Source organism: Agromyces sp. NPDC055520, assembly GCF_053619715.1.
Map to the genome: position 1 here is coordinate 163,334 of NZ_JBSHJY010000003.1, position 12,011 is coordinate 175,344.

The 12,011-nt window shown below is 70.8% G+C and carries 9 protein-coding genes; 6 read left to right on the top strand and 3 right to left on the bottom strand.

Features of this window, described 5'->3' with window-relative positions; all coding sequences use genetic code 11:
- Positions 1–71 precede the first annotated feature (71 nt).
- Positions 72–1,016, top strand: coding sequence for a cytochrome b/b6 domain-containing protein (locus ACWGST_RS03320; RefSeq protein ID WP_452045219.1), 945 nt, complete (start codon positions 72–74; stop codon positions 1,014–1,016).
- 54 nt (positions 1,017–1,070) lie between these two features.
- Here the strand turns inward: ACWGST_RS03320 and ACWGST_RS03325 are convergent, their stop codons facing one another.
- A complete protein-coding gene (locus ACWGST_RS03325; RefSeq protein WP_452045220.1) occupies positions 1,071–1,592 on the bottom strand; it encodes a MarR family winged helix-turn-helix transcriptional regulator in 522 nt (173 codons plus the stop codon).
- A 101-nt stretch (positions 1,593–1,693) separates the two neighbouring features.
- Between ACWGST_RS03325 and ACWGST_RS03330 the strand changes: the two genes are divergently transcribed.
- Positions 1,694–2,266 carry an NADPH-dependent F420 reductase gene (locus tag ACWGST_RS03330; RefSeq protein WP_452045221.1) on the top strand — a complete coding sequence of 191 codons (573 nt, stop codon included), beginning with the start codon at positions 1,694–1,696 and terminating at the stop codon, positions 2,264–2,266.
- Positions 2,267–2,441: 175 nt separating this feature from the next.
- Here the strand turns inward: ACWGST_RS03330 and ACWGST_RS03335 are convergent, their stop codons facing one another.
- On the bottom strand, positions 2,442–3,290 hold the full coding sequence (locus ACWGST_RS03335) for an MBL fold metallo-hydrolase (protein WP_452045222.1): 849 nt from the start codon (positions 3,288–3,290) through the stop codon (positions 2,442–2,444).
- 64 nt (positions 3,291–3,354) lie between these two features.
- On the opposite strand from ACWGST_RS03335, the gene ACWGST_RS03340 reads away from it, so the two are divergent.
- The 3 genes from ACWGST_RS03340 (at position 3,355) to ACWGST_RS03350 (ending at position 7,058) form a co-directional block, all read left to right on the top strand.
- Positions 3,355–4,095, top strand: a complete 741-nt coding sequence (locus tag ACWGST_RS03340) for an NUDIX hydrolase (RefSeq protein ID WP_452045223.1) — start codon at positions 3,355–3,357, stop codon at positions 4,093–4,095.
- Between the two features lie 4 nt (positions 4,096–4,099).
- Positions 4,100–5,536, top strand: a complete 1,437-nt coding sequence (locus tag ACWGST_RS03345; protein ID WP_452045224.1) for a phytoene desaturase family protein — start codon at positions 4,100–4,102, stop codon at positions 5,534–5,536.
- Between the two features lie 64 nt (positions 5,537–5,600).
- The gene (locus ACWGST_RS03350) at positions 5,601–7,058 is read left to right on the top strand and encodes a lipase maturation factor family protein (protein WP_452045225.1); all 1,458 of its coding nucleotides are present in this window, start codon (positions 5,601–5,603) and stop codon (positions 7,056–7,058) included.
- A 30-nt stretch (positions 7,059–7,088) separates the two neighbouring features.
- Here ACWGST_RS03350 and ACWGST_RS03355 read toward each other — a convergent pair whose 3' ends face one another.
- The gene (locus ACWGST_RS03355; protein WP_452045226.1) at positions 7,089–8,261 is read right to left on the bottom strand and encodes an AarF/UbiB family protein; all 1,173 of its coding nucleotides are present in this window, start codon (positions 8,259–8,261) and stop codon (positions 7,089–7,091) included.
- A gap of 158 nt (positions 8,262–8,419) precedes the next feature.
- Here ACWGST_RS03355 and ACWGST_RS03360 point away from each other — a divergent pair, with 158 nt between their 5' ends.
- Positions 8,420–11,989: a metallophosphoesterase gene (locus ACWGST_RS03360; RefSeq protein ID WP_452045227.1), complete on the top strand. Its 3,570-nt coding sequence runs from the start codon at positions 8,420–8,422 to the stop codon at positions 11,987–11,989.
- The last annotated feature ends 22 nt before the right edge of the window (positions 11,990–12,011 follow it).

Here is a 12,011-nt window from a genome sequence, read left to right on the forward strand (position 1 = left end):
GCCGCGGCATCCATGACACTGAGGGTCGCAGCCCTCGGCGATCGCTCGGGTGATCATGCCAAAATACTCCGGTGACCCGCCTCACCGACCCGACCGCGCATCACGCGACCCGTCGACGCATCAGGTGGCTGCCGCTCGGGCTGGCTGTGGTCACCGGGGTCGCACTGCTCGGTGCGGTCGTGCTGCTGGCGATCTGGTTGCGCGCCCAGCCCGCGGTGCAGGACTTCATCGCCCGGTACCCGGGCTCGACGCCGTTGCCCGAGGGGTCGCCCGTCGGCATTCCGGCGTGGCTCGGCTGGCAGCACTTCCTGAACGCGTTCTTCCTCGTGCTGCTCGTGCGCTCGGGGCTGATGCTCCGCAAGGGCGGTCGGCCGCCGGCCCGGTGGGTGCGGAACAACGAGGGGCTCGTGCGCACGAAGAACCCGCCGTGGAAGGTCAGCATCTTCGCCTGGCTGCACTACACGGTCGATGCCCTGTGGGTGCTCAACGGCGTCGTCTTCGTCGTGCTGCTCTTCGCGACCGGGCAGTGGGTGCGCATCGTGCCGACGAGTGCCGACGTCTGGCCGAACGCCGTCTCGGCCGGTCTGCAGTACGCCTCGCTCGACTGGCCGATCGAACAGGCCTGGGTGAACTACAACAGCCTGCAGCTGCTCAGCTACTTCGCGATCGTGTTCGTCGTCGCCCCGCTGGCGCTGGTCACCGGCCTGCGCCTCTCGCCGCTGTGGCCGCAGCGGGCCGAGCGCCTGAACCGGGCCTACCCTCGGGCACTGGCCAAGACCGTGCACCACGCAGCCATGCTCGTGTTCATCGCCTTCGTCATCGTGCACGTCACGCTCGTCTTCGCGACAGGGGCGCTGCGCAACCTCGACGCGATGTACGCGAGCCGCGACGGTGCGTCGTGGCTCGGCTTCTCGATCTTCGCGCTGTCGCTCGGCGTCATGATCGGCGCCTGGTTCGCGGTGCGCCCGGCGGTGCTGAAGCCGCTCGCGAGCCGCATGGGCACCGTGTCGCGCTGAGCGTCGGAGCCGGTCAGCGGGCGGAGTGCAGGCACAACGAGGGCGAGGTGGGCGTCAGGCCACGATGTGGTCGACAGGACCCTCGCTGAACTGGCACGACGTGGCTGAGAGGCGCGCGTCGGGATCGAGCCGCGCGAGCACCGCGCCCGCGATCACGTAGAGCTGTTCGAGCTGCTCGGGCTCGAGGGCGTCGAGCACGTTCGTGCGCACGGTGTCGACGTGGCCGGGCGCCGCCTCGGAGATCAGGGCCAGGCCCGCCTCGGTGATGGTGGCGTTCGTGGCGCGACGATCTTCGGGGCACGGGAAGCGCTCGATGAGGCCGCGCTCCTCGAGGCGCTTGGCGACGTGCGAGAGGCGGGGGAGCGTCGCGTTCGTGCGCGAGGCGAGCTCGGTCATGCGCATCGTGCGCGACGGCGCGGCGGCGATCGCCATGAGCGCGCCGTATTCGAAGTGCGTGAGTCCGGCGTCGCGCAGCAGCTGCGCGTCGAGGGCGCCGGGCAGCAGCTCGGCGAGCGCCACGAGGCGCACCCATGCTGCCGACTCCTCGGGTGCCAGCCATCGCGTCTCATCCGTCATGTGTCGCAGTCTACTGCATTAGTTGACGCAACAACTGAAAGGGCGTACAGTATTGGTTGTCGGAACAAGTAATCGCGTCGAACGGCGCGGGGAGGAATGACATGACGACCGTCAGCATCATCGGAAACGGCAACATGGGCACCGCCATCGGCGGCATCGTCGCCGCTGGGGGCAACACCGTCGAGTACATCGGGCGCGACTCCGCCCAGCGGATCACGGGCGACATCGTCGTGCTCGCCGTGCCGCACTTCGCGATCGACGAGATCGTCGCCGCCCGCGGTGCCGAGCTCGCCGGCAAGGTCGTGGTCGACATCACGAACCCGCTCGACTTCTCGACCTTCGACTCGCTCGTCGTGCCGGCCGACGGTTCGCGTGCCAGCGAGCTCGCCGCAGCCCTGCCCGATGCGAAGGTGCTGAAGGCCTTCAACACGAACTTCGCCGCGACGCTCACCGCGAAGACCGTCGGCGCCCACCCCACCACCGTGCTCATCGCGGGCGACGACGATGACGCGAAGCTCGCGCTCGCCGAGGTCGTGCGGGCCGGCGGCGTGAACGCCGTCGACGCCGGTCGTCTCTCGCGCGCCCGCGAGCTCGAGTCCGTCGGGTTCCTGCAGCTCACCCTCGCCGTGCAGGAGAAGGTCGGCTGGGACGCCGGCATCGCGCTCGTCGCATAACCCCGCGCGACGGTTTCCTGCGTCAACCCTCGCTTCGCAGGTAGGCCGGTTGTGACGGATGCGGGTTGGTCATTCAGCCTGCACTTCGCAGGTAGGCCAGTTGTGACGGATGCGGGTTGGTCATTCAGCCTGCACTTCGCAGGTAGGCCAGTTGTGACGGATGCGGGTTGGTCATTCAGCCTGCACTTCGCAGGTAGGCCAGTTGTGCTCGAACGGATGCCTCGGCTGCACCTCGCACCGAGGCATCCGTGTCGGCGTAGACGAGGTCGGTGACGGCGCCCGGCTCGGCGTCGGCGCCGAGTGCACGAAGCGCCGCCCGCACCTGGTCGAGCCGCTCGGCGCGATGTGCGAGGTAGGCGCGGCAGATCGTCGCGAGGTCGGGCAGCACCGGTCCGTGGCCGGGCAGCACACCGACCGGCCCCGGCACGCCGAGCGCACGCAGTCGCTCGAGCGAGTCGAGGTACGGGCCGAGGGCGCCGTCGGGGTCGGCGATGATCGTCGTGCCGCGCCCGAGGATCGTGTCGCCCGTGAGCACGGTGCCGATGTCGTTACCGGTGGTGCCGGTGCTGGTGGCGCCGCTCGCGTCGGCACCGCCGACGAGCCGGTCGCCGGGCAGCGCGAAGCACACCGAGTCCGCCGTGTGCCCCGGGGTCACGACCACGTCGATCTCGAGCCCGGCTGCGCGGAGGCGTTCGCCGCCGACCAGCGGCGCCCCGGCCAGGCAGTACGACCGGTCGATCGCGCGCACCGGGGCATCCGTCATGGCATGGAACGCGCCGAGCGATTCGGTGTGATCCGCGTGGTGGTGCGTGACGAGCACGAGTTCGACCCGGCCGGCGGCGGCGAGGGCGGCGAGGTGGCCGGCGTCGGCCGGGCCGGGGTCCACCACGACGACCCCGTCGGAATCCGGCGCCCGCAGCACGTACGAGTTCGTGCCGTCGAGCGTCATCGGCCCGGCGTTGGGCGCGAGCACCCGGCGCGCGAAGGTCGACACTCGTTCGCCGGGTCCGGCGGCCTCATCCATGCCGGAAGTGTATCGGCGCCCGGCGCCCGGTGCGCGGGCGCCCGTCGAGTCCTAGTCTGAGGGGATGGACAGCGAGCTCGAGTCACTGACGAATCCGGCCGCGACCGGTGCGGCTGCGACCGTCGTGCTGCTGCGCGACGGCGAACGGGGCGTCGAGGTGCTGCTGGCCGAACGGCCGCGCGATCGTGGTTCGTTCGCGGGCGCGTGGGTCTTCCCGGGCGGTGCGGTCGACGAAGCGGATGCCGCGGGCGAGCCGCTCGACGGCATCGACGCCGCTCGCCGTGCGGCCGTGCGCGAGACGTTCGAAGAGGTCGGGCTCGTGCTCGACGGCGACGAGCTCGTGCCGTTCTCGCACTGGACCCCGCCCGAGAGCGCTCAGAAGCGGCTCCCCACGACCTTCTTCGCCGTGCGCGTGCCAGAGGGCGAGCTGCGGCTCGCACCCGATGAGGTCATGGATGCCGCGTGGCTGCGCCCGATCGACGCGCTCGACCGGCACGCGGCGGGGGCCATGACGTTGTGGCCGCCGACCTGGGTCACCTTGAACGGCCTCAGCCACGCGGCATCCGTCGACGAGGCGCTCGCCGAACTCCGCAGCGGCGAGGTGAAGCCGTTCGTCGGCAAGGTGATCGACGAAGACCGCATGATCCTCTGGCAGGAGGACGACGAGTACGTCGCCGAGCACAAGCGCGAGGCGCGCGACCCCTCAGTGCCCGACGACGGGCCCGACGCCGACGGCAATCGCCACCGGCTCATGATGGATCGGCTGCCGTGGATCTACATCAACACCCTCGGCGCCGGGTTCTGAGACCGTGACCGACGTCACGGTCGTCGGCAGCGGGCCCAACGGGCTCGTCGCCGCGGTGGTCGCCGCCCGCGCCGGCCTCTCGGTGCGGGTGCTCGAGGCGGCGCCCACGATCGGCGGCGGGCTCCGCACCGTCGAGCTCACGCTGCCCGGCTTCCGGCACGACGTGTGCTCGACCGTGCATCCCGCCGGTCTCGCCTCGCCCGTGTTCAAGAAGCTCGGCCTGCTCGATCGGGTCGACTGGGTGGTGCCCGAGGTCTCGTACGCGCACCCGCTCGACGGCGGTCGTGCGGGCATCGCCTGGCGAGATCTCGACCGCACCGTCGACGGTCTCGAGGCCGACGGTGCCGCCTGGCGCAGTCTCATCGCCCCGCTCCTGGCCCGCAGCCGCGGCGTGGTCGACTTCACGGGCTCGCAGCTGCTACGCGTACCGCGCGACCCGATCGCCGCCGTTCTCTTCGGGTTGCGCGCGCTCGAGCAGGGCACCGCGGCGTGGAACACCCGGTTCGTCGGCGACGTCGCGCCCGCCCTGTTCAGCGGCGTCGTCGCGCACGCCGCGGGCGGCATGCCCTCGCTCGCGTCGGCCGGGGCCGGGTTGCTCATCGCCATGCACGGGCACGGAGCGGGCTGGGGCCTGCCGATCGGCGGCTCGCAGACGATCGCCGACGCGCTCGCCGACGAGCTCCGGGCGCGCGGCGGCGAAATCGTGACGGATGCCCCGGTGCACTCGCTCGCCGAGGTCACGGGGTCGCGCGTCGTGCTGCTCGACACCTCGCCCGAACTGCTCTTCAGCGCCGAACTGCCCGGTCGCTACGCGCGCGCGCTTCGGCGATACCGCTACGGCTCGGGCGTCGCGAAGGTCGACTTCGCGCTGAGCGGCCCGGTTCCGTGGCGCAACGCCGAGGTCGGCCGCGCGCCGACCGTGCACCTCGGCGGCAGCAGGGCCGAGATCGCGGCAGCCGAGAACGCCGTCGCTCGCGGGTACCAGCCGGGCGTCGCGGGCGGCGGAGGGCCGCGGCATCCGTATGTGCTCGTGACGCAGCCGACCGTCGCCGACCCGAGCCGGGCGCCGGCGGGCAAGCACGTGTTGTGGGCGTACACGCACGTGCCCGCCGGGTCGACGCTCGATGCGACCGAACTCGTCAGCGCCGAGGTCGAGCGGTTCGCCCCGGGGTTCCGCGACGTCGTGCTGGCAACGGCGGCGAGTTCGGCCGCCGAGCTCGGGCGGTACAACGCGAACTACGTCGGCGGCGACATCTACTCGGGGGCGCTCACGATGGCCCAGTTGCTGAAGCGACCGGTCGTCTCGCCGAAGCCGTGGCGCACGCCGGTCGAGGGCGTCTACCTCTGCTCGAGCGCGACGCCGCCCGGCCCCGCGGTGCACGGCCTGAACGGGTGGTTCGCGGCGAAGCTCGCCCTGCGGGAGCGCTTCGGCCTGCGCTGACCGCCGGTGGTCGAGTAGCGAGCGAAGCGAGCGTATCGAGACCCGTGAGGCGTAGCGTTGACCCGTGGAATGGACCGCCTGGTTCGACGCGCACGACTACGAGATCGCACGGCAGATCCTGCAGCGCGGGGTCGGCGCGCTCGCGTTCGTCGCATTCCTCTCGACGCTGAACCAGTTCCGCCCGCTGCTCGGCGAGCACGGTCTGCTGCCGGTGCCCGAGCTGCTGCGGCATGCGCCGCGGTTGCGCGGGCCGAGCGTCTTCCGCTGGGGTTACACCGATCGGCGGCTCGTCGCCGTCGCCGTCGTCGGGCTTGCGCTCGCGGCATCCGTCGTGCTGGGTCTGCCGCAACTCGGCCCGCCCTGGCTGCCGCTCCTCGTCTTCCTCGCCTTGTGGATGCTGTATCTCTCGATCGTGAACGTCGGCCAGACCTTCTACGGCTTCGGCTGGGAGATGCTCCTCTGCGAGGCGCTCTTCACGGTCGCGTTCCTCGGCTCGAACGACCAGCCGCCACCGCTGACGATCGTCATCGCCGTGTGGTGGCTCGTCTTCCGGCTCGAGTTCGGCGCGGGCATGATCAAGATCCGCGGCGGGCGCGAATGGCGCGACCTCACCGCGCTCATGTACCACCACGAGACCCAGCCGATGCCGGGCCCGCTCAGCCGGCAGGCGCACCTGCTGCCGGCATGGTTCCATCGCGGCGAGGTGCTCGGCAACCACTTCGCGCAGCTCGTCGTGCCGTTCCTGCTGTTCGTGCCCGGCCCGGTCGGCTCGTCGGCCGCGGCGATCGTGATCCTCACGCAGCTCTGGCTCATCGTGACCGGCAACTTCGCCTGGCTCAACTGGATCACCGTCGTGCTCGCGGCATCGGCCGTCACCGACTCGGCATGGCACTGGCTGATTCCCGCGATTCCAACGGACCTGGGGTCGGATGCCGCGGCGACACCCCTCTGGTGGGCGGTCGTCGTGCTCGCGGCATCCGCCCTCATTCTGGTGCTCAGCTTCTGGCCGATTCGCAACCTGCTGTCGCGGCGCCAGCTCATGAACGCGTCGTTCAACCGCTACATGCTCGTGAACGCATACGGCGCCTTCGGCACCGTGACGAAGCGGCGCATCGAGATCGTCGTCGAGGGCACGCTCGCCGACGACCCCGGCGACCCCGGCGACCCCGGCGATGGCGTCGAGTGGCGCGAGTACGCCTTCAGGGGCAAGCCGGGCTCGCTCCGCCGCATCCCGCGGCAGTGGGCGCCCTACCACCTGCGCCTCGACTGGCTCATGTGGTTCCTGCCGCTCGGGCGCATGTGGGAGCCGTGGTTCGAGGTCTTCCTGCTGCGGCTGCTCGAAGCGGATGCCCCGACGCTCGCGCTGCTCGAACGCGACCCGTTCGACGGCGTCGCCCCGCGCTGGATCCGCGCCCGGGCGTACCACTACCGGTTCACGACGCGCGCCGAGTTCCGCGCGACGGGCGACCGTTGGGTGCGCACGCTCGAGGGCGAGGTGGTGCCGCCGTCGGGGCTCGGGTGACGCGACGCGCCCTCTCGTCGCCCGCCGGGGCTACTCCTGCCGTCGCCGGAAGACGTCGAACAGCACTCGCAGCACGAACAGCGCCGACACCACCACGAGCAGGTACCCGAAGATCTGGAAGAGGCTGAGCGTTTCGGTGACCTGCGGGCCCGCGTCGCTGACCAGCAGCATCGCGGCCATCACGCCGAGCACACCGGCGAGGAACGCGAGCACGACCTGGTTGACGAGCGAGCGCAGCAGCGAGCGATCGCGGTGGTCGGCGAAGAGGCGAACGTTCACGCTGAGGCGACCGTTCGCGAGCGAGCCCGAGATCTGGTCGAAGCGATGGGGGATGCGGCGCAGGATCGGCAGCATGGTGCCGACCTCGTCGACGACCGCGTCCTTCAGCGAGCTCGGCTTGAACGCGTCGGCGATCCGCTCCTTCGCGAGGCCGCTCGCCGCCGTCAGCATGTCGAACCCGGGGTCGAGTACCCGCAGCGTCCCCTCGGCGACGGCCACGGCGCGGAACGCCGCGGCGAGTTCGGGCGGGATCGCGAGCCGGTTCTCAGCCAGCAGGCGCGTCATGTCGGCCACGATCGTGGAGTCGAGTGCCGAACCCGGGCCGAGCCGGGCGGCCATGAACGAACCGATCTCGCGTCGCAGCTCGGCCTCGTCGACGTCGTCGGGCAGCTCGACGAGGCCGAGCAGTGCATCGCTCATGGAACGGGCGTCGCCGCGGTAGAAGGCCATCAGGATCTCGCCGATGCGCTCGCGCATCTCGGAGTCGAGTCGCCCGACCGAGCCGAAGTCGACCAGACCGAGACCGCCGTCGGTGCCGTCGTCGCCTCGCAGCAGCATCACGTTGCCGGGGTGCAGATCGGCGTGGAAGACGCCGTCGTCGATCACCTGCGTGATGAGGGATCGGAAGAGCAGTGACGCCTGCGCCTTCCGCACGGCCTCGGGGCGCGTGCCGTCGTCGTCGCTGAGCGCCCGGCCCGGCATGAACTCCATGACGAGCACGCGTGCCGTCGACAACTCGCGGAAGCAGTGCGGGATCGTGAGCCGATCGTGCTCGGGATGCTTCGACTGGGTCGCCTCCATCGCAGCGAGGTTCGCCGCCTCCGAGCGGTAGTCGAGCTCGGCGCGGAGGGACTCGGCGAACGCCGTCGCCACCGAGCGCAGGCCCGCCCCTTTCGGGCGCACGTCGCCCGCGGCCCGCCCCAAGCGTATTCCCTGGGCGCTCGGGCGGAGCGTTCCGCGATCCGTCGCCGAATCGTCGGCTCGTGCACCCCGAGTGTTCACCCTGCGCCGCCAGCGTGTCATCGGGAACGCCTCGCACGGGCTGCGAGGACCGGTACGGCGAAGTTCGGAAAGGGTGCGGCATGCGGCGGAGGCACACGTGGGGCAGGGGCGGCGGTTCGCCCACGGGAGCGATCGCGCTCGCGGTGGCGGCGGTACTCGGCGCAGGGCTCGCGCTCGCGCCGACGTCCGCTGCGGTCGCGGCAGGCGGCAAGCCGGCACCGACTCCGGCGCCGGCGGCGTCGCCGCTCCTCGTGCCGGCACCGGGCGCGTTCCTCGAAGGCGTGGAGGGCATCGCGTCGACCCCGGTCGTCGTCGATGACGACATCTCGAGCCTCACGCTCGACGGCGCCGAACTCGAGTCGACCGAGACGGTCGGCGTCTCGTACCTGCGCTTCGACGTCGGCACGAACTCGACCGAGGCGCGATACGGCAACCATGTGCTCGTGAACGGCGAGCACCGCATCGAACTCGGCGACTTCGTCGACGAGCGGGTCGACCTCGAGGTGCCCAACGAGTACCTCGTGCAGGGCGAGAACAGGGTCGAGATCGTCGCAGGCACGATCGAGACCTCGTGCGGCGTGAACCACGACGACTTCGTGCTCTCGAACATCGGGCTCGAACTGCTCGGCGAGGTCGCCGACGGCGAGGAGAACGAGTACAGCTACTCGTTCGGCGACGGCAATTGCGGATCGAACCCCTCATTGCGCCTCAGCGCCGAGCTCTCGTTCTTCGTGCTCGGCGACCCGCAGGGCACGACCGGTCTCAGCGCAGACCTCGACACCACGACCGTCTCGAACGGCGAGCACACGATCGTCGCGACCGCCGTGTCGGGCGCGACCGCGTCCAGCACCGTCACCGTGAACAACGCGCCGACCGGCGCACCGTACGTGACGCCCGCAGACGGCACGATCGCGAAGGGCGTGCAGCAGATCTTCGCCACGCAGCGGGCGGACGGCGACGGCGGGGTCGCATCGCTCGCCCTCGACGACGCGGCGATGAGCAGCACTCCGACGCTCGGCACGGGCGACGCGGTGCTGAGCTTCAACGTCGGCTCGAACTCGATCGAAGCGCGGTATCGCAGCCACCTGCTCGTGAACGGCATGCGACACGACCTCGGTGGCGACTTCGTGAGTCGACGGGTCGACATCGTCGTCCCGAACGAGTGGTTGACGCCGGGCACCAACACGATCCGGATCGTGACCGGCGGCATCGACTCCTCCTGCGGCGTCAACCGCGACGACTTCGCGATCTCCGCGCTCGCGCTCGCACCCGCGGTCGGGACCGCGACGGGTGTCGGGCTGAAGCCCTCGTACAGCATGGGCGACGGCAGCTGCGGAAGCAGCGCGACCGCGCTCCGCGAGGTCTCGCTGACGTTCTCGGTCGACGGTCAGGCACGGGGGCTGCGTGCCGATCTCGACACCACCGACGTCGCCGACGGAGTGCACACCGTCGCCGCGGCATCCACGACCGGCGAGATCGCGACGCGATCGATCGCGATCGACAACTCCGGCCCCGCCGTGGCGTCGAGCGTGCCCGCCCAGGGCGAGACGATCACCTCGGCCGTGGCACTCGACGTGCGACTCGACGACCCGTCGGGCATCCTGTCAGGGCCGGAGGTGACCCTCGACGGCAGTCCGGTGGCGCTCTCCGCGCCGATCGGCCCGGGACTCGGTGCGGGTGAGCACACCCTTGCGGTCACCGCGACCGACGGCCTGGGCAACGCCGCCACTCGCGAGATCGTGTTCGTCTCCGCCGGCATTCCGGATGCCCCGTCGGAGCTGGCGCCCGCTACCGGCGCCGCCGACGTGAGCGGCACGGCGACCCTCTCGGCGAGGGTCGCTGAGCCCGACGGCGGCGAGGTCACCGCGACGTTCTCCGAGGCCGAGGTGCTCACTCCGAACCAGGTCTGGCAGGGCACCTCGCCGACCGTGCCCACGACGCTGCAGGTCGAGGGCGAGCAGAAGGTGAACGGACTCTCGGGGCTGTTGCCGGGCGACGGGAAGACGCTCGACACGGATGCGGCCGGCGACGTCGCCTACCAGCGCTTCGACGTGATGGTGAAGGGCCACGTGCAGACGCCGGTGCTGCGTTGGGCGGGCGTCATCGACCCCGACCGGCTCGCATCGCTCCGTGCCTGGAACGTCGCGGCGGGCGCGTGGGACGTGCTCGCGAGCGCACGAGGCGCGGCCTCCGGCGAAACGGTGCTCACCGCGGGTGTCGACGAGCGCTACCTCGACGGTCAGCGGGTGCACGCGATGGTGACGGGCGAGGACCCGTTCGCCGACGACCTCGCGACCGACGACCCCGACGGCTTCGCCGACCCGGCGAGCTACGACTTCTCGATCGCCCACTTCACCGACACCCAGTACCTCACCGAGGGCGCGGTCGAGCAGGAGACGCCTGAGGAACGGGCGGTCTGGGAATCGGCGTACTCGGGGATCGTCGACTGGATCGCGGAGAACGCCGAATCGCGCAAGATCTCGTTCGTCGCCCACACGGGCGACGTGATCGAGAACAACATCCGAAAGCCTGCGACCGACGAGGTCGCGCAGGAGGTCGTCGGAGAATTCGAGCTCTCGTCGAAGCAGCAGCGTGTGCTCGACGAGGCCGGCATCCCGAACGGCGTCATCGCGGGCAACCACGACAACCAGTCGGGTACCGAGAACGGCGCGGCGGCGATCTTCAACCAGTACTACGGCCCCGATCGCTACGCGGCGGCCGCGGCCGGATGGGAGCAGGCCGCCTACGGCGGACCCTGGCGTGAGGGCGACAACCAGAACCACTACAACCTGTTCTCGGCCGGCGGCCTCGACTTCGTCGTGGTCGGCCTCTCGTACGGCGTGACCCGCGAAGAGGCGGAATGGGCCAGCACTGTCTTCGCGCAGTTCCCGGGGCGCAACGGCATCCTGCTCTCGCACGACTACCTCGCACCGAGCACGCAGCCCGACGGCCGCGACGCGCCGTTCTCGGCTCCCGACGGGTCGATGCTCTACAACACCGTGGTCGCGAAGAACTCGAACGTGTTCCTGATCCTCGCCGGTCACGAACACGGGGTCGGCACCAACGTGAAGCCGAACGTCGGACAGATCGGCCACGGCGTGGTCGAGCTGCTCGCGGACTACCAGTTCTACACGGTGTCCGCCGACCGGCTCGGCCTCACGGACATCGGCGGTTACCGGCCCGGCGACCAGTTGCGGTTCGGCGCGAGCTTCCTTCGCCTGCTGCAGTTCGACGTCGACCGCGGCATCATGAACGTCGACACCTACTCGCCGCTGCTCGACGAGTTCGGGGCGACGGAGTACGACGACCGGCACCGGTACGACGGCACCGAGGACAACCTCGTGCTACCGGTCGATCTCACGAGCCGCACGACGAGCTTCCAGACCGATTCGGTGGCCGTCGTCGCGCCGACCGCAGTGATCGGGGAGGCGACGGTCGCCTCGGGCCAGGTCGCCGAGGTCGACTGGCCGAAGCTGAAGTCGGGCACCGCCCACGCGTGGATCGTCACAGCGCGATCGGCGGGCGGCGGCGAGACCTCGTCGGCGCCGGCCGTGTTCGTCACCGCCGACGGGCGCGGGCAGCCCGGCGTCTGGGATCAGGAGTCGCCTCTCTTCCCGTACGCCCGGCCTGCTGTGCCGACCGCTGGATGACGCACGGCCGACCCAGCCGCCG

Excerpts from the sequence above, each read along its gene's own strand:
- ACWGST_RS03340 (WP_452045223.1), top strand. The coding sequence starts at position 3,355 with ATGGACAGCGAGCTCGAGTCACTGACGAATCCGGCCGCGACCGGTGCG.
- ACWGST_RS03325 (WP_452045220.1), bottom strand. The coding sequence starts at position 1,592 with ATGACGGATGAGACGCGATGGCTGGCACCCGAGGAGTCGGCAGCATGG.
- ACWGST_RS03330 (WP_452045221.1), top strand. The coding sequence starts at position 1,694 with ATGACGACCGTCAGCATCATCGGAAACGGCAACATGGGCACCGCCATC.
- ACWGST_RS03335 (WP_452045222.1), bottom strand. The coding sequence starts at position 3,290 with ATGGATGAGGCCGCCGGACCCGGCGAACGAGTGTCGACCTTCGCGCGC.
- ACWGST_RS03360 (WP_452045227.1), top strand. The coding sequence starts at position 8,420 with ATGCGGCGGAGGCACACGTGGGGCAGGGGCGGCGGTTCGCCCACGGGA.